Origin of the sequence: Rhodococcus sp. NBC_00297, from assembly GCF_036173065.1 — a bacterium.
Lineage (GTDB): Bacteria > Actinomycetota > Actinomycetes > Mycobacteriales > Mycobacteriaceae > Rhodococcoides.
The window spans coordinates 129,439-154,680 of sequence record NZ_CP108042.1 but is presented as its reverse complement, the minus strand read 5'-3'; the positions used below and the strand labels follow the sequence as shown (position 1 = coordinate 154,680).

23 protein-coding genes are annotated in these 25,242 nt (G+C 65.2%); 14 read left to right on the top strand and 9 right to left on the bottom strand.

What is annotated here, in order from left to right; translation table 11 throughout:
• Positions 1-4 precede the first annotated feature (4 nt).
• Both OG947_RS22400 and OG947_RS22395 read left to right on the top strand, forming a co-directional pair.
• On the top strand, positions 5-1,537 hold the full coding sequence (locus OG947_RS22400) for an acyl-CoA synthetase (protein ID WP_328814148.1): 1,533 nt from the start codon (positions 5-7) through the stop codon (positions 1,535-1,537).
• Positions 1,534-3,048 (top strand): aldehyde dehydrogenase family protein, encoded by a 1,515-nt coding sequence (locus OG947_RS22395; protein WP_328814147.1) that lies wholly within the window; start codon positions 1,534-1,536, stop codon positions 3,046-3,048. Before OG947_RS22400 ends, OG947_RS22395 begins: the two co-directional genes overlap by 4 nt.
• On the opposite strand, the gene OG947_RS22390 is transcribed toward OG947_RS22395, so the two are convergent.
• Positions 3,004-3,642: a TetR/AcrR family transcriptional regulator gene (locus OG947_RS22390; protein ID WP_328814145.1), complete on the bottom strand. Its 639-nt coding sequence runs from the start codon at positions 3,640-3,642 to the stop codon at positions 3,004-3,006. The two genes, OG947_RS22395 and OG947_RS22390, sit on opposite strands and share 45 nt — an antisense overlap.
• Positions 3,643-3,724: 82 nt before the next feature.
• Here OG947_RS22390 and OG947_RS22385 point away from each other — a divergent pair, with 82 nt between their 5' ends.
• Genes OG947_RS22385 through OG947_RS22370 form a run of 4 tightly spaced genes read left to right on the top strand, consistent with a single transcriptional unit; the run spans position 3,725 to position 8,127 of the window.
• A complete protein-coding gene (locus OG947_RS22385; protein WP_328814144.1) occupies positions 3,725-4,642 on the top strand; it encodes a metal-dependent hydrolase in 918 nt (305 codons plus the stop codon).
• Positions 4,643-4,680: 38 nt separating this feature from the next.
• Positions 4,681-5,751: a PDR/VanB family oxidoreductase gene (locus tag OG947_RS22380; RefSeq protein ID WP_328814143.1), complete on the top strand. Its 1,071-nt coding sequence runs from the start codon at positions 4,681-4,683 to the stop codon at positions 5,749-5,751.
• A gap of 19 nt (positions 5,752-5,770) precedes the next feature.
• Positions 5,771-7,243, top strand: coding sequence for a flavin-containing monooxygenase (locus OG947_RS22375; RefSeq protein ID WP_328814301.1), 1,473 nt, complete (start codon positions 5,771-5,773; stop codon positions 7,241-7,243).
• Positions 7,240-8,127 carry an SDR family NAD(P)-dependent oxidoreductase gene (locus tag OG947_RS22370; RefSeq protein WP_328814142.1) on the top strand — a complete coding sequence of 296 codons (888 nt, stop codon included), beginning with the start codon at positions 7,240-7,242 and terminating at the stop codon, positions 8,125-8,127. The genes OG947_RS22375 and OG947_RS22370 overlap by 4 nt, the downstream gene beginning before the upstream one ends.
• 225 nt (positions 8,128-8,352) lie before the next feature.
• Here the strand turns inward: OG947_RS22370 and OG947_RS22365 are convergent, their stop codons facing one another.
• Positions 8,353-8,949 carry a hypothetical protein gene (locus OG947_RS22365; RefSeq protein ID WP_328814141.1) on the bottom strand — a complete coding sequence of 199 codons (597 nt, stop codon included), beginning with the start codon at positions 8,947-8,949 and terminating at the stop codon, positions 8,353-8,355.
• Positions 8,950-9,218: 269 nt separating this feature from the next.
• On the opposite strand from OG947_RS22365, the gene OG947_RS22360 reads away from it, so the two are divergent.
• From OG947_RS22360 to OG947_RS22345, 4 genes are all read left to right on the top strand, one after another.
• Positions 9,219-9,659, top strand: coding sequence for a Fur family transcriptional regulator (locus OG947_RS22360; RefSeq protein WP_328814140.1), 441 nt, complete (start codon positions 9,219-9,221; stop codon positions 9,657-9,659).
• A gap of 31 nt (positions 9,660-9,690) precedes the next feature.
• Positions 9,691-11,919 (top strand): catalase/peroxidase HPI, encoded by a 2,229-nt coding sequence (gene katG, locus OG947_RS22355; protein WP_328814138.1) that lies wholly within the window; start codon positions 9,691-9,693, stop codon positions 11,917-11,919.
• Between the two features lie 12 nt (positions 11,920-11,931).
• Entirely contained in the window at positions 11,932-12,468 is a 537-nt protein-coding gene (locus tag OG947_RS22350; protein ID WP_328814137.1) for an Lsr2 family DNA-binding protein, read from the top strand.
• A gap of 88 nt (positions 12,469-12,556) precedes the next feature.
• Positions 12,557-13,300 (top strand): siderophore-interacting protein, encoded by a 744-nt coding sequence (locus tag OG947_RS22345; protein WP_328814136.1) that lies wholly within the window; start codon positions 12,557-12,559, stop codon positions 13,298-13,300.
• Between the two features lie 48 nt (positions 13,301-13,348).
• Here OG947_RS22345 and OG947_RS22340 read toward each other — a convergent pair whose 3' ends face one another.
• Complete coding sequence (locus OG947_RS22340; RefSeq protein ID WP_328814135.1) at positions 13,349-13,501, bottom strand: hypothetical protein; 153 nt, start codon at positions 13,499-13,501, stop codon at positions 13,349-13,351.
• A gap of 121 nt (positions 13,502-13,622) precedes the next feature.
• Here OG947_RS22340 and OG947_RS22335 point away from each other — a divergent pair, with 121 nt between their 5' ends.
• Genes OG947_RS22335 through OG947_RS22320 form a run of 4 tightly spaced genes read left to right on the top strand, consistent with a single transcriptional unit; the run spans position 13,623 to position 17,319 of the window.
• The gene (locus OG947_RS22335) at positions 13,623-14,582 is read left to right on the top strand and encodes a siderophore ABC transporter substrate-binding protein (RefSeq protein ID WP_328814133.1); all 960 of its coding nucleotides are present in this window, start codon (positions 13,623-13,625) and stop codon (positions 14,580-14,582) included.
• On the top strand, positions 14,572-15,537 hold the full coding sequence (locus OG947_RS22330; protein WP_285189226.1) for an ABC transporter permease: 966 nt from the start codon (positions 14,572-14,574) through the stop codon (positions 15,535-15,537). The genes OG947_RS22335 and OG947_RS22330 overlap by 11 nt, the downstream gene beginning before the upstream one ends.
• Before the next feature lie 10 nt (positions 15,538-15,547).
• Complete coding sequence (locus OG947_RS22325) at positions 15,548-16,525, top strand: iron chelate uptake ABC transporter family permease subunit (RefSeq protein ID WP_328814132.1); 978 nt, start codon at positions 15,548-15,550, stop codon at positions 16,523-16,525.
• On the top strand, positions 16,522-17,319 hold the full coding sequence (locus OG947_RS22320; protein ID WP_328814131.1) for an iron ABC transporter ATP-binding protein: 798 nt from the start codon (positions 16,522-16,524) through the stop codon (positions 17,317-17,319). Before OG947_RS22325 ends, OG947_RS22320 begins: the two co-directional genes overlap by 4 nt.
• A gap of 51 nt (positions 17,320-17,370) precedes the next feature.
• Here OG947_RS22320 and OG947_RS22315 read toward each other — a convergent pair whose 3' ends face one another.
• From OG947_RS22315 to OG947_RS22290, 6 genes are all read right to left on the bottom strand, one after another.
• Entirely contained in the window at positions 17,371-18,747 is a 1,377-nt protein-coding gene (locus OG947_RS22315; RefSeq protein ID WP_328814130.1) for an SLC13 family permease, read from the bottom strand.
• Between the two features lie 325 nt (positions 18,748-19,072).
• The gene (locus OG947_RS22310; protein ID WP_328814129.1) at positions 19,073-20,638 is read right to left on the bottom strand and encodes a thiamine pyrophosphate-dependent enzyme; all 1,566 of its coding nucleotides are present in this window, start codon (positions 20,636-20,638) and stop codon (positions 19,073-19,075) included.
• Positions 20,639-20,807: 169 nt separating this feature from the next.
• Positions 20,808-21,677 (bottom strand): hydroxymethylglutaryl-CoA lyase, encoded by an 870-nt coding sequence (locus OG947_RS22305; RefSeq protein WP_328814128.1) that lies wholly within the window; start codon positions 21,675-21,677, stop codon positions 20,808-20,810.
• A gap of 1 nt (position 21,678) precedes the next feature.
• The gene (locus OG947_RS22300) at positions 21,679-22,938 is read right to left on the bottom strand and encodes a CaiB/BaiF CoA transferase family protein (protein WP_328814127.1); all 1,260 of its coding nucleotides are present in this window, start codon (positions 22,936-22,938) and stop codon (positions 21,679-21,681) included.
• Positions 22,939-23,439: 501 nt separating this feature from the next.
• Positions 23,440-24,147: an IclR family transcriptional regulator gene (locus tag OG947_RS22295; protein ID WP_328814126.1), complete on the bottom strand. Its 708-nt coding sequence runs from the start codon at positions 24,145-24,147 to the stop codon at positions 23,440-23,442.
• A 21-nt stretch (positions 24,148-24,168) separates the two neighbouring features.
• Entirely contained in the window at positions 24,169-25,158 is a 990-nt protein-coding gene (locus OG947_RS22290; protein ID WP_328814125.1) for an NAD(P)-dependent oxidoreductase, read from the bottom strand.
• Positions 25,159-25,242: the final 84 nt, after the last annotated feature.

Genomic DNA, 25,242 nt, shown 5'->3' with positions numbered 1-25,242 from the left:
CGACATGTATCTCACCCAGGGCCTCCACCGGTCTGCTCGAACCACTCCTGATCGGCCGGCCTCCGTCTTCATGGGTCGCGTGCGCTCATTCGCCGAGCAACACGACCGTGTCGCGCGTGTGGCATCCGGCCTCCACGACCTCGGAGTCGCCGAGGGTGACCGCGTGGGCATCCTGGCGTTCAACAGCGACCGGTACTCGGAGTATCTCCTGGCCGTACCGTGGGCCGGCGCAGTCCTCAACCCGATCAACACCCGATGGAGCCCGGTCGAAGTCGCGTACGCCGTCAACGACTCGGACACCACCGTGCTGCTTCTGGACGACACCTTCGCCGCTATGGCACCCGCGCTGCGCGCCTCCTGCCCGGGTCTACGGACGATCGTGCACTGCGGCGAGGGACCCACCCCCGACTCGATGGTCTCGTACGAAGGTCTCGTCGAATCATCGGAACCGTGTGACGACGCTCGGCGTAGCGGAGCCGATCTCGCCGGGCTCTTCTACACCGGTGGGACCACGGGATTCCCGAAGGGCGTGATGCTGTCGCACGCGAACCTGGTGACCTCCGCGCTGGGCACGGTCGCCACTGGCCAGCTGCTCGACGAGGGCTCGGTCCTCCTCCATGCTGCTCCGATGTTCCACCTGGCCGATCTTGCGGCGTGGGTGGGCCAGATCATGCTGGGTGGCACGCATGTCATGGTTCCGTTCTTCGAACCGGACGCCGTCGCCGCGGCGATCGAAGCTCACGCGGCCACGGACGTGTTGTTGGTGCCCACGATGATTCAGATGCTCGTGGATTCCGGAGCGGTGGACCGCCACGACCTCGGGAGCCTCTCGCGCATTCTTTACGGAGGATCGGTGATCTCCGCCGGCGTCCTGGAACGGACACGGGCCCGGCTCCCCCGCGTTCGATTGACCCAAGCCTACGGAATGACCGAGTTGTCTCCGGTCGCCACTCTGCTGTGGCCCGAACACCACGAGGGCGAGCGCATCGCGTCGGCCGGTCGCGCCGCACCGCATTCCGAGGTCCGTGTCGTCACCGCGGACGGGGCACCGGCGCCGAGCGGTGTCGTCGGAGAGATCGTGGTACGGGGCGGACATGTGATGCTCGGGTACTGGAACAAGCCGGAGGAGACTGCCGACGCGCTGCGCGACGGATGGATGCACACCGGGGACATGGGATATCTGGACGGGGAAGGTTTCCTCTTCGTCGTCGATCGTCTCAAGGACATGATCATCACCGGTGGCGAGAACGTGTACAGCGCCGAGGTGGAGAGCGCCCTGAGCCTGCACCCGGCCGTTATGGCCTGCGCCGTGATCGGTGTTCCCGACTCCGATTGGGGTGAGCGCGTCCATGCGTGCGTCGTGCTGGCCGAGGGTGCCGACGCCACCGCTGACGAACTGCGTGATTTCGTCCGCACGCGCGTGGCCGGGTACAAGACCCCCCGCACCGTCGAGTTCCTCGAGGCCCTTCCGCTGAGCGGCGCGGGCAAGATCCTCGAGCGCGAACTGCGGCCGTCGCGCGACACGGTGCCGATGTGAATGCCGACGTGGCACCGGGGCTGCGGACGAAGAACACGTCGCCGACGACGTTCGAGTCCCGCTCCCCGGCGGACGGAACGCTCGTGGGGTGCTGCACCGTATCGACCGAGCAGGACGTCGGATCGGTCGTCGACACGGCGCGCCGTGCATTCGAGGCCTGGTCGTCGTTGCCGGTGGCAAGCCGGAGTCGTCACCTGCGACAGTGGCGCGCCGAAATCTGGTCACGCCGAGCCGAGTTCGCCGAGCTGATTCATCGCGAGACCGGCAAGCCCCTCGAAGACGCGCTCCTCGAGGTGGTTCTCACCCTCGAACACATCGCGTGGAACGAGAAGAACGCCGCACGCCTGCTGCAGACACGCCGCGTGCGGCCCGGTCTCCTGCTCGCGAACTCCCGCGCGCGCATCGACCGTGTGCCACTCGGCGTCGTGGGTGTGATCGGGCCGTGGAATTACCCGCTGTACACCGCCAACGGCGCGGTGTCCGCGGCGCTGGCCGCAGGAAACACTGTGGTACTCAAGCCGAGTGAGCACACTCCCGGTGTCGCGGTCCTCTACGCACAAGCCTTTGCGGCTGCGAATCCTGGCATACAGGTGGGCGTGCTGTCCGTGGTGACCGGCTTCGGTGACACGGGCGTCGCGCTCTGCGAATCGGGAGTGGACAAAATCGCGTTCACCGGGTCGACGGCGACCGGCACCGCGGTCATGGAACGCTGCGCCCGAACGCTCACACCCGTGGTTCTGGAGTGCGGAGGCAAAGATCCGGTGATCGTGGCGGCCGACGCCGACATCGCAGCGGCAGCCCGCGCGGTGGCGTGGGGTGCCTTCACCAATGCCGGACAGACGTGCGTCGGAGTCGAGCGCGTCTACGTCGATGAGGCTGTGGCCCCGGCGTTTACCGCCGAGCTGGTTCGACACGCGCGTAGAGCCGAGCCGGGGATGGGTAGGAAGGCGACGTACGGGCCGATGACCATGCCCGCTCAGATCGACGTCGTGCGCCGCCATGTCGATGCGGCGCTCGCCGCAGGGGGGCGGGCACTGTTCGGCGGGCCGAGCTCGATCGGTTCCGCTGTGATAGGGCCGATCGTTCTCACCGACGTTCCCGAGAACAACGACGCGATTCGGGAGGAGACGTTCGGGCCGACGGTGACGGTGACGACAGTGTCGAACGTGGACGATGCCGTCCGCCGGGCGAACGACCACCAGTACGCCCTCGGCGCATCGGTGTTCTCGCGTCGCCACGGCGACGCCATCGCCCGTCAACTCTCTTGCGGGCAGGTGACCGTCAATTCCGTCATCGCGTTCGCCGGCATGGGATCGGTACCGATGGGCGGTCTGCGAGCAAGTGGATTCGGTCGCGTGCACGGCGAGGAGGGGTTCTACGAATTTTGCCGAACCCGCTCGCGCGTCGAGAAACGGTGGCTCTTACCGGGATTCGATCTGACCACGCTGAAGCGGCGACCGTGGATCTCACCCGTTCTCGACCGCGTTCTCGGACTCAGGCATCGCAGCTGACGCCGTCGCTACCGGCGAGGGCGTCGTGGCCGTCAGGATCGGCACCACGTTCCGATAGCCGAATGCCACCAAGTCGTCGGTCGTGTCGAGCGGGACGCGGGCGTGTGGCGTCAGGAGTATCGAGTGCACCACACGCACGACGACCTCGGTTGCCTCCGGGATCACGTATCGATCGTTTGCACTTCCCGTCGGCCGGGCGATCGCGTCGGCGACGACTATCGCCCGCTCGAGGAACCGCGAGCCGTGGACCGTCAGTTCCTCGAGCACGGCGGACTCGCCGGATACGAACATCGCTCGCAAGATCGGGTTGGACCGCACGAGCACCACCGTGGCAGCGAAGGCGTGCGCGATGCGGTCCTGCGGCGACAGCAGGCCGGACGCCGCTTCGGACACGCGGACGAAGAGTCGGTCTGCTTCGCGCGCCATCACCTTCTGCAGCACGTCGATCTTGGAGCCGTGGCGGCGGTACACCGTCACCCGATTGACTTTGGCACGGTCGGCGATGTCGCCCACCGTGGTCCTGTCGATGCCGATTTCGCCGAACAGCTCCAACGCGGCGTCGAGGATCGGCTGGTCGTCGTTCTCCGCTGGCATCGAATGATCGTACTCGCGACACAATGCAACATTGCAACAATATTCGTTGCTCTGTTACATTGAACTCGACGAGGGAGATGATGTGAACAAGAGTCACGGCGTCGAGTACACCGACGAGTCGTACGCCATCACCGCCAGGGCGGTGAAATTCGACTGGACGGACGTGCCACTGCAGTACATCCCGAACGACTGGTACGCCACCCATTTCTGGAACGTCATGCACCTGGTTCTCCCGGAAGGTGAGCGCGCGATGGCCGATGTCTTCGCCCGTGCGCTCACCCTGATCGACGACCGGCGCCTTCACGAGGAAGTGGTGGGATTCGTCGGCCAGGAGACCACCCATGCCGCGTCGCACGAGAGCTTCCGCGACTACCTCCGCACACACGGAGTGGACGTCGACCCCGTGCTGACCAGAATCGGCTACGCCGTCGACGTCGTGTTCGGCGATCACGGACTGCGCGGCCGCGCAGGACGCGCCTGGCTCCACGAACGCCTTGGAATCTACGCCGCAGCTGAGCATTTCACCGCCGTGGTCGGTGAGTGGTTGCTCGACAACGCCGAGTTCGATCGGATCGGCGTGGATCCCACAATGCTGGATCTGCTGCGGTGGCACGGCGCCGAGGAGCTCGAACACCGCAACGTGGCGTTCGATGCGTACCAGTACGTCGACGGCGGTTACTTCCGGCGGGTCCGCACCGCCGTCATCGCCAGTGCCGGTCTCGCGCTCCTGTGGTTCACCACCGCCTCGCATCTCTATCGAGACCGCGTTGCCACACCCGCCCCGACGAGGCGAGGATATTTTTCCGGTCGCGCGCGGACGCCGTGGCCCCTCGCTTTCGCCCGTGCATCGCGTCGACACTTGATCCCCGGCCTGTCCTTCCTCTTCGTACAGTTGGCCCTGTACGTCAGGCCCGGATTCCACCCGTCGTCGATGGGCAATATCGACAAAGCCGTGCGGTACCTGGCTCTGTCACCCGCAGCCGTCGCGGCGCAACAGTGACGACGACGGTGCCGTCCCCCCCTGATGCCGGAGGCGCGGTGTTCGAACGCCTCGGTTCGGTCGCACCCGCTGAACCGGGAATGGTTCTACGCGGAATCGGCGCAGCTTCCGGCCTGTACGCCCTGCTTGCGGCGCACACGAAGACCGACTCGACCGCATCGCTCCGGCGCGTCGGCTACGACGTCGACATGGTCGTCGACGACGCCGTCGACGAGGCCGACGGTGTCCGCTCGCTGCTGCTGCGTCGGTCCGACGGGGCACCTGTGCACCGATGGAAGGCCGGTGCCCATGTCGACCTCACCACACCGTCGGGCGCAACGCGGCAGTACTCGCTCGCTGGCTCGGTCCCCGGTGGACGTCATCACCGGATCGCGGTCCGACGTGTCGAGGGCGGCTCGGTGTCCGCCGAGATCCACGCCCTACCCGTCGGGTCGCACGTTCGAGTCCGCGGACCACGCAATGCCTTTCCGCTGTCCGCGGCACCGAGCTACCTCTTCGTCGCCGCCGGTATCGGTATCACGCCCATCCTGTCGATGATCGAGGCGACAGCGTCGTTATCGACACCGTGGACCCTGTACTACCACGGCCGAGCGCGGGCGAGCATGCCGTTTCTTGCGATGCTCGGTGAACTCGCTGCCATGTCGGGCGGGCGACTGATCATCCGAAGCGACGACGAGGACGGTCTCCCCGACTCGGAGGCTATCGCCTCGCTGGCGCGGCCGGGGACCGCCATGTACGTCTGTGGGCCGGCCGCCCTGACGCAGATCATGCGAGTGCGCGCGCGCGCACTGCCCGACGTGGAGTTCCACGCCGAACTCTTCTCGCCCCCGCCGGTCGTAGACGGCGAGCCCTTCGCTCTGACCCTGATGTCGACCGGTGAGAAGATCGTCGTCGGGCCCACCGAAACCGCATTGGACGCGGTCCGCCGCCTGCGGCCCGAACAAGCGTTTTCCTGCCGGCAAGGCTTCTGCGGAGCGTGCGTCGTGCGCTATCGGTCCGGTGAACCCCGGCACCTCGACAGGGTACTCCGACCGATGGAGCAGTCCTCGTCGATGGCGCTGTGCGTCTCGCGCGCCGCTCGCGACACCAATCTCGTCCTCGACCTGTGACACACAACCCGGGAGACCGATGATCAACACTTATCCTCGCATCGACGTCGCGATCATCGGGGCAGGCTTCGGCGGTCTCGGTGCCGCACTGCGCCTCGACCAGGAGGGCCGCGGCGACTTCCTCGTGTTCGAGCGACACGACGCCGTCGGGGGTACCTGGCACGTCAACACCTACCCCGGAGCGCAGTGCGACATCCCCTCCGCGCTCTACTCCTTCTCGTTCGCCCCGAACCCCGAATGGACGCGCCTGTACGCGCTCCAACCAGAGATCGAGGACTACCTCCAGTCCTGCGTCGAGAACGGCGGAATCGCCGATCGCATCAAGTTGAATCACGAGGTTCGTCTAGCAACGTGGAACGAGCAGAGCGCGCGCTGGATCGTCGAGACGAGCGGTGGAACGTGGTCCGCGCGAATCCTGATCGGAGCGCTCGGTCCGTTCAGTGAGCCGTCGACACCCGATTTGCCCGGGTTGCAATCTTTCGAGGGCGCGGTCTTTCATTCCGCCCAATGGGATCACAGCCGCGACCTGGTGGGCAAGAACGTCGGGGTCATCGGCACTGGCGCCTCGGCCGTCCAGTTCCTGCCCCGAGTGGCTCCGGACGCCGCCCATCTCACGTTGTTCCAGCGCACGCCGACGTGGATTCTGCCGCACCCGGACAGGCGAATTCACTCCACCTTCGCCCGCATCTTCACTCTCTGTCCTCGAACGCAGCGTGCGCTCCGGTCCATGTTCTCGGGGGTCCAGGCCGCGTTCGTGCCAGGCCTTGTCCGTCACCCGTCACTGCTGTTCCCTGCGGCAGTGCTGGGACGGATTCATCTGCGTCGCCAGGTCCCGGACACCACGCTGCGTCGGAAGCTGACACCGACCTACCGGTTCGGGTGCAAACGCCCGACGTATTCCAACGCCTTCTATCCGGCGCTCTGTCGCGACAACGTGCACGTGGAGACCAACCCGATCGCGATGGTGCACCCGAACGGCATCGAAACTTCCGACGGACACCAGCACGAGCTGGACACGATCATCCTCGGCACGGGCTTTCAAGTGGCCGGTCATTCCGGGTTCCGCCGCATCGTCGGACGACACGGGATCTCGCTCAACGACGCATGGAGAGATGGGGAAATGACGTCCTACAACGGCACGTCGGTCCACGGCTTCCCGAACTTCTTCATTCTCCTCGGCCCGAACTCGGTGGTCTACACCTCGCAGGTTGTCACCATCGAGGCGCAGGTCGACTACGTGCTCGCGTGTCTCCGGGCGATGGACGAACAGCAAGCGGTGTCGGTCGACGTCCGCAGGGAAATCCAAGCGCGATTCACCGCCGACGTGGACCGGGCCCTGCAGAAATCCGTATGGAATGCGGGTGGCTGCAGCAGCTACTACCTCAGTCCCAGCGGGCGTAACGTCACCTTCTGGCCTGGTTCGGTACGCAACTTCGAACGGGCGTTGGCCGACCTCGACATCGCCGACTTCGAATTCGGGGTCGTCGGATGACCAGGCCGAACGCGATGGGCAACAAACGGTGCATCGTCACCGGGGGCGCGCACGGCATCGGCGCTGCCACGGTCGACCTCCTGCTTCGACGCGGCGCCTACGTCACCGTCATCGATCTCGAGAAGCCGGGCACCCGCTCGTCGAATGACCGCCTCCTCCGGTTGTACGGTGACGTGACCGATCACGACGCCATGGAGCGCTGCGTGCAGGAGAGCGCGCTCCATTTCGGGGCAGTGGACGTCGTGATCGCGAACGCCGGGATCACGCCGCCACCCGCAACGGTGAGAACCGCGGATATTGCCGACTTCGACAAGGTGCTCGCCGTCAACTTCGGCGGTGTCCTCAACGTCGTCCGAGCAGCGATCGACGACATCGTAGACAGTGGCGGCCACATCCAACTCGTCTCGTCCTGCGCCGCATTCACACCGGGACCAGCCGGCTCCCCCTATATGGTGTCGAAGGCAGCGGTCGAGCAGTTGGGTCGATCGCTGCGCATCGAACTCGCCGCCGTCGGCGCCACCTGCGGCATTCAGTACTTCGGGATCGTCGACACCCGATTGGCAACGGATACGTTGGACTACAACGAATTCGGGCGACGAATCGGACAGCTTTTGCCCTGGCCCCTGAATCGTCGGATGACGGTCGACGATGCCGCGCACTCACTGGTGCGCGCCGTCGGTCGGCGCGCTCCGGTGACCGTCTCTCCCGCCCTATGGAGGCCCTACTATCACCTCCGTGGACTGATCAACCCCCTGCTCGAGCGGCGACTGTCTCGAAGCGATTCGGTTCACACGCTTCTCCGAGACATCGAAAACCACGCATTCGACCGGCGCCCGGCCGTACGCGCGGCGTCAGTGCGGCCCCTGCCGCGTCTCGACGATTGACAAATCCGCGGCGGATCGACCCGGCCCCCAGCGGCCCGCCGGACCACGACAACTTCCCGATTTCGACCGAGTCCTGTACCTGACGCCTCACGTAGGCGGATCCTATTATCGGCAGTGATATCAGTATGAATGGCTAGTCGAAGCGACCGCATCGACAGACCTTTGCGCCAGCGCGGCCACGGTGGTAGATGCACCCTGGCCGCTGCGGGGGTCACTCTCCGATCGTCACACAGAGCTGCAGGTTCGGACGACACGTGGAGCGTCCGGCACCCCGTCCGAGCCGGAATTGTCATCCGACGAAATTGAACCCCGTACTTGTTGGTAGGGATAGTGCCCGTCGGGGGCGTTGCTGACCACGAGTGTGCGCCGTCGTAGTCCCACCGGGAGCAGATTGCGCCACCTGAGTGCTTCTGCGAGGTCGGTACTGGTCCACAACGCGGACACCAACTCCTGACCTCCGGTCGAATGGGGTGAGCGCAACTCGACCGTGAACACGTACGGCAGCGGCGCCGTCGATTCCACAAGCGGCCCCCACTCGCTCCGCGGAACGAGCTCGTTGTCGGGGCCCTCGATGAACCGCACGTGGCCACCCCAGGCGGCGCGATACGCACGGGCGGCCTCGGCCGCTTCGGGTAGAGATGACGCGGACCGCACCACCACGGTGTCCTTGTCGTCGACCAACCACACCAGGAACCCACCAGACCCCGATTCTGCAGACGCATCACCCGTCGAGCGCCGGCCGTTCACTCGGTCGATCGCCTTGTCGTCGACGAGGTCGAGAAGATCGCACGAGCGCGGCGCTTCGGGAAAGCGGTGGGGCATGCGTTGGCTTCGGTCACACCGATCGCGTGGATGGGGTGGCTCTCGTCACAACCGGATCGAGTGTGACCTCGGCCGGAAGGAGCTGACACGGGGTGCTTGGGTAGTGCGGTTGTCACCGGGTGGCGGCTCAGAGTGGGCGTGTCGCCTACTCGATGGCGGCCGATGACGCTCGTGCGGTAACCCCGTTCGGCTCGCACAGATCAGTGCGTTCTTTGATCGAGTCCAGAAGCGGTGTACAAGCGGGGCGGTCGTTGTCTAGCGTAGGTGCCATGACAGTGCAGCCGGACAACCGTGAACGGCTCCGCGCAGCCGGCTTACGCGTCACCCGGCCCCGCCTGGTGGTGATGGACGTCGTCCACGACCACCCTCATGCGGACACCGACACCGTCCACACACTCGCCCGCGACACGCTCCCCGGAGTATCTCGCCAAGCGGTCTACGACATCCTCGACGCCCTGACCGGTGTCCGGCTCGTCCGCAGGATCCAGCCCGCGGGGCATGTCGCCCGGTACGAGTCCCGGGTCGGCGACAACCACCACCACCTCGTGTGCCGCACCTGCGGCACGGTCGCCGACGTCGACTGCGTCGTGGGCGAGGCGCCCTGTCTTGCACCGTCTCACGAGAGCGGCTTCGTCCTCGGCGAAGCCGAAGTGACCTTCTGGGGCCTGTGCCCCGCCTGCGCCACCCCTGACCCGATCGCAGCCCCGTGATCGACCCGATACAGCAGTACACCCGAAAGGAATGCGCTTGACCTCCGACGCCCGCCCACCCCATTCCGATGCGAAGACCGCCAGCACCAGCGAGAGCGAAAACCCGGTCATCGAATCGCCGAAACCCAAGGCGCACGCACCCCGGACGAACAAAGACTGGTGGCCCGAGCAGATCGACCTGTCGATCCTGCACGCCCACACATCCAAGTCCAACCCCCTCGGTGAGGCCTTCGACTACAAGGCGGCGTTCGCCGACCTCGACGTCGACGAACTCAAGGCCGACGTCGCCGCGGTGCTGACGGACTCGAAGGACTGGTGGCCCGCGGACTACGGCAACTACGGCGGCCTGTTCATACGACTCAGTTGGCACGCCGCCGGCACCTACCGCACCTACGACGGCCGCGGCGGCGGCGGACAGGGCGCGCAACGATTCGCGCCGCTGAACAGTTGGCCGGACAACGCCAACCTCGACAAGGCCCGTCGACTGCTGTGGCCGGTCAAACAGAAACACGGCAACAGCATCTCCTGGGCCGACCTGTTGGTGTTCGCCGGCAACGTTGCACTCGACTCGATGGGCTTCCGGACCTTCGGCTTCGCGTTCGGCCGCGAGGACATCTGGGAGCCGGAGGAAGTCTTCTTCGGCCCCGAGGACACTTGGATGGGAACCGACAAACGCTACTCCGGTGAGCGTGAGTTGGCCAAGCCTCTCGGTGCGACGACGATGGGTCTGATCTACGTCAATCCCGAAGGGCCGGAGGGTGAACCGGACCCGGTCGCTGCAGCCCACGACATCCGGGAGACGTTCGGGCGCATGGCGATGAACGATGAGGAGACCGCCGCGCTGATCGTCGGCGGACACAGTTTCGGTAAGACGCACGGCGCCGGACCTGCCGACAAGGTCGGGCCCGAACCCGAGGGCGCCCCGATCGAGCAGCAGGGCCTGGGATGGAAGAACGGGCACGGCACCGGCAAGGCCGAGGATCAGATCACCAGCGGCCTCGAGGTCGTGTGGACCTCGACGCCCACCCGGTGGGGCAACGGGTACCTCGAGAACCTCTACGGCTACGAGTGGGAGCTCGAGAAGAGCCCGGCCGGGGCGTGGCAGTTCGTCGCCAAGGACGGTGCCGGAGCGGGCACCATCCCCGACCCGTTCGGCGGTGCGGGCAGGGCACCGACGATGCTCGTCACCGACGTCGCTCTGCGCGAGGACCCGATCTACGCCGAGATCACCCGGCGGTGGCTCGATCACCCCGAGCAGCTCGAAGAAGCGTTCGCCAAGGCCTGGTACAAGCTGCTCCACCGCGACATGGGACCCGTGTCGCGATACCTGGGGCCGTGGGTTCCCGAGCCGCAGCTGTGGCAGGACCCGGTACCAGCAGCCGACTACCGTCCCATCGACGACGCCGACGCCGCGTCGCTCAAGGCCCGCATCCTCGACTCCGACCTGACGGTGCAGCAGCTGATCGGTGTCGCGTGGGCATCGGTGAGCAGCTTCCGCAGCACCGACTTCCGCGGCGGCGGCAACGGCGCCCGGGTGCGTCTGGAACCCCAGAAGGACTGGGAGGCCAACGAACCCACTGTTCTCGCCGCATCGATGCAGGTGCTCGAACAGATCCAGCAGGAGTTCAACGCCTCGGCCGGGGACAAGCAGGTCTCGCTCGCCGATCTGATCGTCCTGGCCGGGAACGCGGCGGTGGAGAAGGCGGCACGCGACGCCGGCCACGAGGTGACGGTGCCGTTCAGTGTCGGCCGCACCGACGCCACGCAGGAGCAGACGGACGTCGAGTCCTTTTCGGTGTTGGAGCCGCGCGCCGACGGTTTCCGGAACTTCCTGAAGGCGGACGAGGACACGCCGGCGCAGGTGCTGTTCCTCGATCGCGCGTACATGCTCAACCTGACCGCGCCCGAGGTGACGGTGCTGCTCGGTGGTCTGCGTGCTCTCGGCGCCAACCACGGTGGCATCAACCACGGTGTGTTCACCGACCGGCCGGGGCAGTTGACGAACGACTTCTTCGTCAACCTCCTCGACTCGGACACCGAATGGTCCGAGACCGGCGATGGTCTCTACACCGGCACCGATCGCGCGTCGGGTGAACAGAAGTGGACCGCGACGGCCATCGACTTGATCTTCGGGTCGCATTCGCAGTTGCGTGCCCTCTCGGAGGTCTATGCCCAGGCCGACAACGGCAAGAAGTTCGTCGAAGACTTCGTCTCCGTCTGGGCGAAGGTCGCCGACAACGACCGCTTCGACCTGCGTTGACCCAGTGACCCAATGACCCGGGGGTCGGGTGGTGCGCGAGGCGCGCCGCCCGACCACTGTCAGCCCCGGGGGGTTGTCATGGCCAGTGATGTCTTGCGCTCTTGCGCCGTCCGGGCGGGCGAGTGTCCCAACTCAGGCAGCCAACTAGCAGCGGCGAACGGGGTGCGTTCGGGCTTCGATCGAGGGACCGCGTCAGTCGCGCGTCGAGGTGGTGCACGCGTGACGCATGTAGGTGGCTCGCTGCTGGCGTCGTTCGCGTCCACTGGCCATGGCGAGGAGCTGATGGTGCTTGTTCGATTGATAGAAAAAGCGGGCACGCCAACGAGTTGTACGACTAATTCTGGATCGAGCACGCGGAGAAGGTCGGCGGCAAGAAGTCTCGTCGGGAACGGATCCGCGGCAGCGCTGAAGAAGGGCCGCCAGGACCTGCAGGACGTGCGGGTGTGGGCCAAGGAGAACGGCTTCGAGGTCAGCACCCGGGGACGCATCAGCCATGAAATCCAGGACGCGTACGACGCGCCCACTGACGTCGGACCGGGCCGACCATAGAATTAGGGTAGGCTACCACGTCTTGCGTCCGACCGGTGGCGAGGCCCGGCGGACCGCGTCGAAGATCCGGACCCGATGGAGGTGCCCTGTGGCGCGACAACTGACCACCCTGACCGTCCTGCGGACCGAGCGACTGACCCCGCACATGGTGCGCGTGGTGCTCGGTGGCGCAAACTTCGACGAGTTCGCGCCGTCCGAGTTCACCGACAGCTATGTGAAACTGCACTTCGGCGATGCGGACGACCCGACGTTGCGTACGTACACGGTGCGGTCGGTGGACACGGACGCGCGTGAGGTCGCCATCGACTTCGTCGTCCACGGAGACGAGGGAGTGGCGGGCCCTTGGGCGCTGCGGGCCTCCGCGGGGGACGAGCTCTCGTTCTTCGGACCCGCGGGTGCGTATTCGCCCCGCTCGGACGCCGACTGGCATCTCCTCGCGGGCGACGAGACGGGCGTGCCCGCCATCTCCGCGGCGCTCGCCGCACTCCCCGAGGGGGCCGTCGCGCACGTGGTGCTCGAGGCCGCGAGTCCGGAGGACCGCCTGGAGATCGCCGCGCCGGCCTCGGCCCACATCCGGTGGGTCTATCGCAGTAACGAATTCGGTACCTCCGCGCTGGCCGCCGCTGTCCGGGCGGTCGAGTGGCTGCCGGGACAGGCCCACGTCTTCGTGCACGGTGAGGCGCAGTCCGTGATGCACGAGATCCGGCCTTACATCCGTAAGAAGCGTGGCGTGACGGCGGAATGGGCCTCGATCTCGGGATACTGGCGTCGTGGCCGCACCGAGGAAGGATTCCGCACCTGGAAGCGGGAGCTCGCTGTCAGCGAATCCTGATCGGACCGGGTTCACGGACCAATTCGGCTATCCGACAACTGACGCGCCTCACCATTGCGTAGCGATCGCCGCCGGTACAGGTGACTTCTTCTCGCGGCGATAGGTGGCCGCGATCTGCTCGGTTGCAAGCGGGTGATGTGATTCCGGGGCCGCCTCGTCCGCGGTGTTCGACGGGTGAAACCACGCCATGATCGGCGTCATCGCGATCAGGCAGTCGGGGCCGAGTCGTGGCGGCCACAGAGAAAGTTTGCGTAGCCTTACCTAAGTAGCTACGCTCCAGCGAGTAAAGGTCCGGTCAAGACATCACACCCTCTGGAGCCTCGTGAAGACCCCGAAAACCCCGATCCTCGCCCTCCTCGCCACCGTGATCACGGTGAGCGCGCTCGCGAGTTGCAGCACCGACGACACCACGTCCGCGGACTCCGCCACCACCGTCTCCATCGACACCGCCACCGGACCTGTCGAGGTCCCCCAGAACCCGCAGCGTGTCGTCGCCCTCGACAACACGTCGCTGGAGACCCTGCGCGCGTTCGGCGTCGAACCGGTGGCGCTGCCCAAACCGATCATGCCGTACGAAGGGTTCGAGGACTGGATCGACGACGACGCCATCCTCGACGTGGGGACGCACAGGGAGCCGAACCTGGAGATCGTGAACGAGGCGGAACCCGATCTCATCATCGGCGGTTACCGCTTCTCGGAGTACACCGACGAACTCGGTCGTATCGCCCCCACGCTGGACATCGCGCCATCCGACGATGCCGAGGGTGGTTACGTCGAGTCACTGAAGCGCCAGACCGCCTCTCTCGGCGTCGTCTTCGACCGCGAGGAGCAGGCGTCCGAGATCATCGCGGCTCTCGACGCCGCCGAAGACAACGCGGCGGAGCGGACCACCGGCCAGTCGGTGTTCCTGTCCGTCGTCTCGGGCGGCAAGATCGACAACGGTGCCGGACGGATCGGTCGGATCATCGAACCACTGAACCTGCGCGACGTCTTCGCCGGTGAGGCCGGCGACGTGCACGGCGACTCCGGCCTCGCGCCGGAGGCCGTCGCCGCGGCGAACCCGGAGTGGATGATCGTGCTGGACCGCGACGCCGCGGCCGGCGAACCCGGTGCCGCTCCGGCGAAGTCGGTGATCGATGCGCAGGAAGCGTTCGCCCACACCACGTTCGCGTCCGAGGACCAGATCGTCTACCTCGATCCGTACTTCTACACGCGCGAGAGCATCCAGGCGTACGCCGAGACGTACGAGCAGCTCGCGGACGCCTTCTCGAATGCATCGTAGGACAGCACTTCTGGGCTCGGCGGTGGTCACCGCCGCCCTGGTCGCGGCGTCGCTGCTCGTCGGCGAGTTCGACATCTCGCTCGGCACACTGCTCACCGACCCGGTGGCGCGGGAGATGTTCCTCATCTCCCGCGTCCCGCGGACCCTCTCATTGATCTTCGCCGGCGTCGCGATGGCGGTGTCCGGTGTGGTCATGCAGATGATCACTCAGAACAAGTTCGTCGAGCCCACCACCGCCGGCACGAGCCAGTGGGCGGGGCTGGGCATTCTCGCGGCCCTGTTGCTGGCGCCGAATCTCGGGCCGATGCCGAAGATGCTGATCGCCACCGCGTTCGCCTTCGTCGGCACCATGTTGTTCGTCGGCGTCCTGCGTCGAATCTCGTTGGAACAACAACTGGTGGTCCCCCTGGTCGGCATCATGCTGGGCGCCGTCGTCGGCGCGATCACCACCTTCCTCGCCGGCACATTCGACCTGCTGCAGTCCATGTCCGCGTGGCGGTCCGGCGGATTCAGCGGCATCGTGCGCGGTTTCTACGAACCCTTGTGGGCCGTCGTCGTCATCGCCGTGCTCGTCTACCTGCTCGCGCACCGCTTCACCGTCGCCGGCCTCGGGAAGGACCTCGCCACCACGGTCGGACTGAACTACGACGCGACCGTCGTGCTCGGCGTCGCGATGGTGGCGGTGTGCACCGGTGTCACCAGCGTGGTGGTCGGCTTCATCCCGTTCCTGGGCCTCATCGTGCCGAACATCGTGTCCATGGTCCTGGGAGACGACGTACGGAGGAACCTTCCGTGGGTAGCGGTGCTGGGCGTCGGACTGCTGCTGGCCTGCGACCTGATCGGGCGCACGGTGGTCGCGCCCATGGAGATTCCGGCCTCGGTGATTCTCGGCGCGCTCGGCGCCGCGGTCTTCGTCCTTCTCGTGGTGAGGCAGCGACGTCATGTTCTTGCGTGAATCACCCTCGATGCCGACGCTGGTACGCACCGACTCGAGACCACGTCCGCGACGACGACTTCTCGTGGCCTCCGCGGTGCTGGCGGGGGCGATCGCCTGCTTCCTTCTCCTGTTCGTCCGGGGTTCCTTCGAGTTCGCGGTGGAACGCCGCGCCACGATGCTGGGCGCCATGGCCGTCGCGGCCTTCGCCCACGGGCTCGGCACCGTCGTCTTCCACACCGTCACAGACAACCGATTGCTCACTCCGTCCATCGTCGGTTTCGACTCGCTGTACGTGCTGATGCAGACCGTCATGGTGTTCGTCTTCGGCGGCTCCGTCATCGCGCGGACCGACGGCACCCCGAAAGTGATCGCACAGACCCTCACCATGGTCCTGTTCGCCACGATCCTCTATCGCTGGCTCTTCTCCGGTCGCCTCGGCAGTCTCTTCACGATGCTGCTCGTCGGCGTCGTCCTGGGACTGGCCTTCGACAGCCTCTCGACGTTCCTGCAGCGTCTGCTCTCCCCCACCGAGTACGACCTCCTGTCCGTTCGCCTGTTCGGTCGCCTCAGCGGGGTGGATCCGGGCATGCTTCCCCTCGCGTTCACGGTGTGCGTCGCGGTGGGAGTGGTGTTGTGGCGCAGACGCTTCCGGCTCGATGCGCTGTTGCTCGGCCGTGACTCCGCGACGACCATCGGCGTCGACCACAAGCGTGAACTGACGCTCGTGCTCGTTCTGGTGGCGCTGCTGGTGTCGTTCTCCACCGCGCTGGCAGGGCCGATGACCTTCTTCGGCTTCATCGTCGCGACGATGGCCTATCAGGTGACCGGCAGCTACAAACACCAGTACGTGCTTCCGATGGCATTCCTGCTCGGCATGCTCACGCTCGTCGTCGGACAGTTCGTCATGCAGCACGTGTTCTACGCGGCCGGTTTCCTCACGGTCGTCATCGAATTCGCGGGTGGACTGCTCTTCCTCGTCGTCGTCCTCCGGAAAGGCAGACTGTGATCACGTTCTCGGACGTCTCCAAGACCTACCAGAGCGAGACGGTGCTCGGACCGGTCAGCGGCACCATCGCAGAGGGTGGCATCACCTCGGTCGTCGGGCCCAACGGAGCGGGCAAGTCGACCCTGCTCTCGATCATGGGCAGACTGCTCGAGCCGACCACCGGAACCGTGACCATCGGAGACGCCGTGGTGCAGCACACGGCCACGAGAGACTTGGCCCGCATCGTCTCGGTGCTGCGCCAGGACAACCACCTGACCGCGCGGCTCACCATCCGCGAGCTCGTCTCGTTCGGCCGGTTCCCGCACTGCGGCGGCCGACTCCGCGCACACGACCACGAACACGTCGACCGTGCGCTCGACTTCCTGCACCTCGACACCCTCGCCGGGCGCCACCTCGACCAGGTGTCAGGTGGTCAACGCCAGCGGGCGTTCGTCGCCATGGTTCTCGCGCAGGACACTCCGTACGTCCTGCTCGACGAGCCGCTGAACAATCTGGACATGAAGCACTCGGTGGCGATGATGGGCCATCTCCGACGCGCGGCCGACGAATTGGGGCGCACGATCGTGCTCGTGGTGCACGACATCAACTTCGCGGCGGCCTGGTCGGACGACATCGTCGCGATGCGGGACGGCCGGATCGTCGTCAGCGGGCCCGCCGGCGCGATCATGCACGACGACATCCTGAGCGACGTGTTCGATACCCGGGTGCGCGTCCACGACATCGACGGCGCGCGGACCGCCGTGTACGCCCGCCCTCGGAACGAGGTGCGCACCGCGGCCCCGACACAGTCATGACATGCACGACCAGGCACTCGAAGAATTCACCGTGAAACGACGAGGCACTCGTTAGATGGTAGGCAGCACCAGCAACGCCCACGACGCTAGCGGCGCGGCAACGCAGATGTAGCCGCAGTAGGCCAGCATCTTGCGTTGGAACGCGAGTTTGTCCTCCACCTGGGCCACGCTCAGCACGATGACTCCGTTCGTCGAGAACGGGCTGACGTCTACGACTGTGGCGCAGAAACAGACAGCGAGAACCAAAGGAATCGCCCCGACCTGTCCGCTCGCCATCAGCGGAGCAGCGAGCGGCAGTGCGATGAGGATGATTCCAAAGGATGAGCCGACTGCCGAGATCACTCCGATCGCGAACAGCAGAGCGAAGACGGTGAGCAGCACAGAAGGGATTCGAGCCGCCGTGTCACCGAGGTATTCGATAGTCCCGTTCTGGGTGAGCACGCCCATGTAGGTCACGACGCCACACACCAGCAATGCTGCCGGCCACGCGATCTGCTTCATGGATTCACTGACACGGGTGGGGCACACCAGGAGCAGCACCACCGAGATGATCAGGGACGCAACCCCCACGTCGACACCGAACATCGCACACGCGAGGAGGGCGACGATCGACGTGAGTGTCAGGCCTTGCTCCCAGTTCAACTTCTTCGGAACCGGTGTCAGCGTGGAGACGTCGAGTGCGGGCTCGGTGTGTGCAGTGACGACCCCGCCGCCACCGCTGTGCACCGACCTTGGTTCTGCGACAGTGTCCGCAACGCGCGTTCCGGAGCTCGGCCCCCCGGTGGGAGACGGCGTCTCCTGATCTATGCGGCGCTGGATATCCCGGCTCTCCGGACCCCAGATGTCACGGCCGAGGAATGCAAAGGCCACGCACGCGAAGGCCAGGTTCAATCCCAGCGGCACGACGAACAGCAAGAGCGGATCGACGACGACGTCGTAGTCCTTCAACAACTCCTGAATACCCACCGAATAGACGGTGATGGGCGAGAATGCGGCACCGAAGGCGCCATGCCCGATCATGGCGCTCATCAAAAGGGGATTGATGCGGTAGCGCTTGGCGAGGGGCATCGCGATCGGTGCCAGCATGCTCACGGCCAGCACCGCGCCGAGGGACATCAAAAGGGCAGACAGGACGAACATCGCCCAGGCAACCGCCCATCGCCTCCCACCCACGAGGTGCAGCGCGGCACGCATGATAGTACCGAGTGTGCCGTTGACCTGGGCAATTCCGAACAACAGTGTGATGCCCAGGACGACGATGAACATCTCACCGGGGAAGCCGGACATCACATCGTCGATGCTCATGTTCGAGATGAACGGCGCCACGAGAAACGCTGCGGCAAATGCGATAAGACCCATGTTGATGGGCCTGACGGTGGCAATGGCGAAAATTGCCACCAGAGCGAGAATCGATACGAGATAGACCACTCGGTACTCCTGAGTTGGGGTGGCAGCATGCGCGTGCCACGGTCCGAATGCATCGACCGGGTCGGTCTCGGCGCGCCGAGAGCCGAACGCGCGATGCATGCAGTAGAGAAGCTGGCCAACCTGGTGGTCGACTTCGGCTCATCTCCGATTACTGAGTGAATCTCATTTAATGAGATGCAATCACTCAACTAACAGGAATTTTATCGGAATGTAATCTGTGACACAAGGTTGTTGTCACACTGATCCAGATCACATCGGCGAACGTGACACAGCGCATCTCGGCTGTCGCCAGCCCTGCGGACAGCAGAGAATCGCTGACGTCATGTCACAAATCATGCGGAGCCGGCACCAGGTAGCGCCAGGGTGTGACGTTCGAGTCGAGCGGCATCGGAACGACGATGACAGTGGGGAGATCGCTGGCCGAGGCAGTGACGATCGCCCTCTCGAGTTCGTCCGGGGTCTCGGCCCTGGCGACGTGGGCGCCGTAGGCCAGTGCGAGGGCTTCGAAGTCCGGATTATGCAGTGTCGACCCGACCTCACGCCCGAACAGGCGGTGTTGATCGGCCTTGACGTTGCCGAATGCTCCGTTGTCGAAGACGACGACGATCACTCCCAGTCGGTACTGAACTGCAGTCGCCAATTCCTGGATGCTGAATTGGAACCCGCCGTCGCCGGTGACCGACACGACCACCGAATTCCTGTTGCCCGCTTTGACTCCGAGCGCGGTGGGGAACCCGAATCCCAGATTGCTCTGATGTCCGCAGGTGATGAAACGGCGGGGCTCGTCGACAGGGAAGGAGAAATACGACGAGAACCCGATCTGGGATACCTCTTCGACGAAGAACCCGTCGTCGGGAAGGGCCCGACGGATCGCCGCCAAATAATCACGGTGGGGCTGCAGCCACGCATCGATCTCGATGGCCTTGTCGCGCTTGTATTGCGCGAGCTCAGAACGCCGATCGACGCGGGGGGACGTCGTGCTCCGAAGTTGCGTGAGGAGGGCGGAGGCCGCGTCGTCGGAGTCCGCGGTGATGCCGACGGTCGGTTCCAGTCGGATGTGTGACGCCGGGTCGATGTCGATGTTGATGCTCGGCACCGCGTGCGATTTTTTCGGCCACCGGAACCACAGCAGCTCGGCCTTCGTGCCGATGGTGAGGACCAGGTCGGATTCACGCCATTGGTCGTACCCATCAGCGCACGTGAAACTCAGGGGAGACGATTCCCCGACGACACCCTTTCCGCTCCGGAAAGCGATGACCGGGGCCTGGAGGTGTTCTGCCAGCGCACGGATGGTCGCGCTGGCCTCACGTGCTCCGCCCCCGACGAGAATGACTGGGCGATTCGAGCCGGCGAGAAGCTCGGCGGCCGATGCGATCTCCACTGGATCGACAGCAGTATTGTCGAGCGCCATCGGCAGGACATGAGCAGCAGGCGCTTCTCGGCCGAGTACGTCCCACGGAGCCGCCACCACAGTCGGGCCGGGCCGCTCGGAACGCGCCGCGTGGATTGCCTGCGCCAGGATTCTCTTTGCATGCGAGGGGTGCATGACATTGTCGGAGCGTTTGGTCACCGTGCGCAGGGTCGCGATCTGACTCGGCATCTCGTGCACGTGGCCGAAACCCCGGCCCATGTAGTCCGAGGGAATTTCACTGGTCAGGCACAGGACAGGTGTACTTGTCCCCAGCGCGGTGAGCAACCCCGCGGAGGCATTGAGGATTCCAGGACCTGGCACGGCGCTGAACACGCCGAGAGCGCCGGTGGACTGGGCGTAGCCCATGGCCATGTACGCACATGCCTGCTCGTGCCGAGCACCGATGAGTTCGATTTGATTGGCTGCATCGGCGAGCGCATCGAAGAGCGCGTAGGTCTGCACGCCCGGGATGCCGAACACTGTGGTGACGCCGTGATCGAGCAGTCCTTCGACGAGGGCGTGCGCCGTGCTCTGCCGCTTTCCTGGTGAAGCGATGTCGTGCCCGTCGCCTGAGTCGGCGGTCGGGTCGAGGTGAAGTTCGGAGATGGTCATGGTGCAGTCCTTTGTCGGAGTGAGTGGTCGGGTCGAGTCACGAGGCGGGCAGCGGCGCTGCGCCTGCCACGACTTCGCGGGCAAGTCCTGCGGCCTGATGCAGAAGTTCTTCGTCGATTCCGGTCGGGATGCCGGCAGCGTGAAAGGTTCGTACGAGATCTTCCGTCGCCAGGTTGCCGTGGGCGCCGGGTGCGAACGGGCACCCCCCAAAGCCTGCGAGCGCACTGTCGAAGTGTTCGATACCGACTTCACGAAACGCGCGAACAGCGGTGACGAGGGCCTGATCCTGTGCGTTGTGCAGGTGGAGGGCAATCGTGAGTCCGGGTAGCGCATCACGTACGGCCTCGGTTGCTCGGATGACATGGTCGGGTGTCGCCACTCCGAGTGTGTCGGCCAGACCGAGCGCGCTGACTCCGGTGTCGGCCATCCTTCGACACACCTCGACCAGTCTGTTGATCGGAATCTCCCCCTCGAAGGGGCAGACGAACGACGTGCTGATTCCGCCGACGAACACCCGGTCGGTGTACTGCGCGATGACGGCCCCCATGTCCCGAACAGCATCGATCCACGGTCGGCCGGCGTTGGCTCGGCTGTGGGAGGCGCTCGCGGACGTCACGACCTGGATGATGTCGATCTCGGTCTTCGCTGCCCGCCGTACCCCGCGGCCGTTCAGCGCGAGTGCACTGAACCGTGCTGAACTCGGCCGCGGCGCTCCTGCCACCACATCGGCCGCGTCGGCCATCTGCGGTACCAGAGTCGGTGAGACGAAGGACGTGATCTCCGCAGTCGTGATTCCGCACTCGACGATGCGGTCGAGCACCTCGAGCTTGTCGGAAGTGGTGACGATGCAGTCCTCGTCCTGCAGACCGTCGCGTAGGAAGACATCGGTGATGTGAACGCGCGACATTTCAGATGACCTTTCGAGCGCGCAGCTCTTCGAGTTCGCGATCGTCTAGGTGCAGCGCTGCGCGCAACACCTCGTCGGTGTGACGTCCGAGATCCGGCCCTGCCCACCGAACCACGGTGGCCCGGTCGTCGAATCGTGGGACCACACCGGGGAAGCGAATGTCCTCCTCGACACCGGCGTCGATCTCCACCTTCAGCGATTGCAGCATTCCGCGGGACTCGAAGTGGGCGTCGCTCGCGATCTGCGCAGCGTCGTAGACCTCGCCAACCGGTACGCCGGCGGCGCCGAGTTCTTTGACAGCCACTGCGACGGTTCGCTTTCCGGTCCATGCGGTGATGGCATCGTCAAGTTCGGCCTCGCGGTGAAACCGGCGATTGCCGTCTGCCAGGTCGGGATCAGCGGCGAGATCCGGTCGGCCCACTGCGGTCATGAGCCGACCGAAGACGCCGCTGGAATTCCCGGCGATCACCACGCCTCCGTCCGAACAGTTGTACACCCCACCGGGCACCACACCCGGAAGGTTCCCGGCCGTGCGTTCCCTGACGATGCCGTAGGCATCGTGATCCGGTATCAGGCTCTCCATGGCCATGAATACGGCCTCGTGCAGTGCGACGTCTGCCACCTTCGGGCGGGAGTGGTCAGACCCAGAGCGTTCACGAGCGAGAAGCATCACCAGCGCTCCGACGGCCCCGTGCAGACCAGCCAGCACGTCTCCGATGGGTGCGGCCGGCCGGACAGACGGTCGGTCGGGATGTCCGGTCACGTGTCGAAGCCCGCCGAAGGCCTCCGCGACACCGCCGAACCCGGCACGGTCACGGTTCGGACCGGTCTGGCCGTACCCGGAGATGCGAACCATGACGAGCCGAGGATTGCGTTCCTGCAGCGTGTCCGGCCCCAATCCCCACCGTTCCAACGTCCCCGGCCGAAAGTTCTCGACGACGACATCTGCGGTCTCGATCAGCCGTAGCGCGAGATCCCGGCCCGCGTCCTCCCGGAGGTCGATTGTCACCGACTGCTTGTTCCGCGCGATCGTGCGGAACATCATCGAGGTGGTGCCCCTGTGCCGCCGCCATCCTCGCAGCTCATCCCCGCCGTCCGGCCGCTCGATCTTGACGACCTCGGCACCGAAGTCCGCGAAGAGACGGCTGGCGAACGGTGCGGCGATGAAATTCCCGAGCTCGATGACGCGGAACCCGTGCAGTGGACCATTCCCCGTCTCCTCATCGGAGGGTGATTCGCGATGGTCGTCAGGGCTCTGCATGTGGCTGCCTTCCTCGCACCTAGCGCAGTCTCAATAAATGAGACATTAATTCCTCTTTATTGATAGCAACAGTAGTGTTCTGGATCACCAATCGCAAGTACACCCGGGTCGGACCACGTCGGAAACGCCAACTCCCCCAGGCGTGCCGATTCGATGTGCCAGAGGGTCGCGCGACCGCGCTCTGTCGACCCTGATGCCGAGAGCCGATCTGGAGCACGCCGATCGCACCGACCGATGTAGTGGCCGACGCGCTCGGGACTTGCCCGGGCGCGCGGATGCGCGGCCATGAGGGCGGGCCGGGTCAGCACCCGTGCAAGCCTCCGTCAGCTCGGCTGCAATCGGAGCACGCACGGCTCCGCCCTGAGCGCGATCACCGCGAGCGGCGCCGCACGCGGCACCCTCGTCCATAGGTACGTGGCGAGTTCAGCGGTCTCATGGAGGGGATGAGGGTCGTGCACCCCGGACGAAGTGGACCTCGGCTCGCAGTGACGGACAACCACGTCAGGGCGCGAGCGACTTCTCTATGTCGCGGGCGGCGTCGAGCACGGCGCTCCCCCACATCTGTCCCGGCGTCGTGTCGATACGCTGGACGGGACCGGCGACACATACTGCGGCGATGATGCGCCCGTCTTTTCGCACAGGTGCACTCACGGATCCGAGTCCCGGGGTCCGCTCTTCCATGGCTTCCCACCATCCGCGCTCGCGGGCACTGCGGTCGGAATCGAGATCCCCCGACAGGACATGGCTCGCGGAGCCGAGAGTCATCGGTACGGCAGTTCCTACCGGCCCCACCGCCCGCAACACGTGACGGGAGTCCACGCTGACGGTGCACAGTCGGTCGTTCCCACGTGGAACCCACAATTGCGCGGTCTCCTCGGTGACCTCGCGCAGTCGCTCGAGCACCCGTTTCGCAACGTCGTTCAGGAGTGAGCTGGTATAGCGATCTCCTGGATGAATCAATCCGTCGTCGGCACGTCGAAGAAACGAGTAGCGCACCATCTCGCTCACGAGCCGGTACACCGTGGATGACGACAGACCCAATAAGCATGCCAGGTCCGTGGTCGAACGTGGTTGGATCTCCACTGCATCGATGATCGCAGCGGCACGTGGCAGGACTCCCACCGTCGGAGTGATACTCGAATCCGACTCGACTTCGGCCATGTCGTCTTGCCACCACCTCTCCGCGTTCGATCGGACGCTGTCGATCATAGGTGGACCCGTTCGGTGCGATCACACACGGACGTCGACGGGCGCTCGTTTCGTCGCGGTGATGACTCCACTGGGCGTTCCGCCACGAAGCACAGTGTCGAAGTTGTGCCAAACCATGGCGATTCGCCTCTGCACGTTCTCCCAGCCCACACCGGCCATATGGGGTGTGCACACGACTCGATCGAGTTGAAGCAATTCACTTGTCGGGCTTAGTGGCTCGCTCGCGTAGACGTCGAGGCCGGCACCGGCGATTCGGTCCGCACGGAGAAGTTCGATCAGGGCGGTCTCGTCCACGACTTCCCCTCGCCCGACATTGACCAGCACACCACTGCTCTTCATCGCGGCGAGTTCCTCGTACCCGATCATCTGATCGGACTCCGCGTTCAACGGAACACTGAGGCAGACGACGTCGGACATCGACATCAGTTCCTTCAGCTCGACACGGCGAGCCGGAATGAGTTCGGACACTGTCAGGGGGATCTCCGCATTGTCGTAGAACACGACGTCGGCCCCGAAACCTTGGTGCACGATCTTTCCGACCCAGCGGCCGATGTTGCCGAGGCCCACGATCCCGACGGTCTTACCGTAAAGTTCGGAATAGGACGTCTCGTCCAGATCTTCACGCCAACTCCCCTCCCGCATGAACTGCATCGATGCAGGTATTCGACGCAACACAGTCAAGATCAACGTCAGTGCATGTTCCGCCACTGATATGGAGTGGGTCTTCATCTGGGCGACCGGCACCTTCAGATCATTGAGGGCATCGAGCGGGAGTTGCCCGTAACCGGAACTCATGTACTGAATGAATTTGACCTTCTCGGCGGCGCGGAACACCGCTTCGGGAACGTTCACGCCGGAGATGATGAAATCCGCGTCAGCCGCCTCGGCACACATGGCCGACAGACCGGAGTCCAACGACATGATCGTCACATCGAAGCCGGCCGGTGCAGAGCTCACGATGCGATCGACGTAGTCCGGCAAGGGGTTGAGAAACAGAACTTTCAGGGACATGGGTTGCTTTCCGTGTGTGGTGCCCGGTCGGATGCCGATGGGCAAACCTCGAGCATTGGTGTCGTGATCGGTCCGTGTACTCGA

Coding starts and splice junctions, on each gene's coding strand:
- OG947_RS22400 (WP_328814148.1), top strand. CDS start 5: ATGTATCTCACCCAGGGCCTCCACCGGTCTGCTCGAACCACTCCTGAT.
- OG947_RS22390 (WP_328814145.1), bottom strand. CDS start 3,642: ATGCCAGCGGAGAACGACGACCAGCCGATCCTCGACGCCGCGTTGGAG.
- OG947_RS22375 (WP_328814301.1), top strand. CDS start 5,771: ATGATCAACACTTATCCTCGCATCGACGTCGCGATCATCGGGGCAGGC.
- OG947_RS22370 (WP_328814142.1), top strand. CDS start 7,240: ATGACCAGGCCGAACGCGATGGGCAACAAACGGTGCATCGTCACCGGG.
- OG947_RS22365 (WP_328814141.1), bottom strand. CDS start 8,949: ATGCCCCACCGCTTTCCCGAAGCGCCGCGCTCGTGCGATCTTCTCGAC.
- OG947_RS22360 (WP_328814140.1), top strand. CDS start 9,219: ATGACAGTGCAGCCGGACAACCGTGAACGGCTCCGCGCAGCCGGCTTA.
- katG (WP_328814138.1), top strand. CDS start 9,691: ATGCGCTTGACCTCCGACGCCCGCCCACCCCATTCCGATGCGAAGACC.
- OG947_RS22350 (WP_328814137.1), top strand. CDS start 11,932: ATGACCCGGGGGTCGGGTGGTGCGCGAGGCGCGCCGCCCGACCACTGT.
- OG947_RS22340 (WP_328814135.1), bottom strand. CDS start 13,501: ATGACGCCGATCATGGCGTGGTTTCACCCGTCGAACACCGCGGACGAG.
- OG947_RS22330 (WP_285189226.1), top strand. CDS start 14,572: ATGCATCGTAGGACAGCACTTCTGGGCTCGGCGGTGGTCACCGCCGCC.
- OG947_RS22325 (WP_328814132.1), top strand. CDS start 15,548: ATGCCGACGCTGGTACGCACCGACTCGAGACCACGTCCGCGACGACGA.
- OG947_RS22305 (WP_328814128.1), bottom strand. CDS start 21,677: ATGTCGCGCGTTCACATCACCGATGTCTTCCTACGCGACGGTCTGCAG.
- OG947_RS22300 (WP_328814127.1), bottom strand. CDS start 22,938: ATGCAGAGCCCTGACGACCATCGCGAATCACCCTCCGATGAGGAGACG.
- OG947_RS22295 (WP_328814126.1), bottom strand. CDS start 24,147: ATGATCGACAGCGTCCGATCGAACGCGGAGAGGTGGTGGCAAGACGAC.
- OG947_RS22290 (WP_328814125.1), bottom strand. CDS start 25,158: ATGTCCCTGAAAGTTCTGTTTCTCAACCCCTTGCCGGACTACGTCGAT.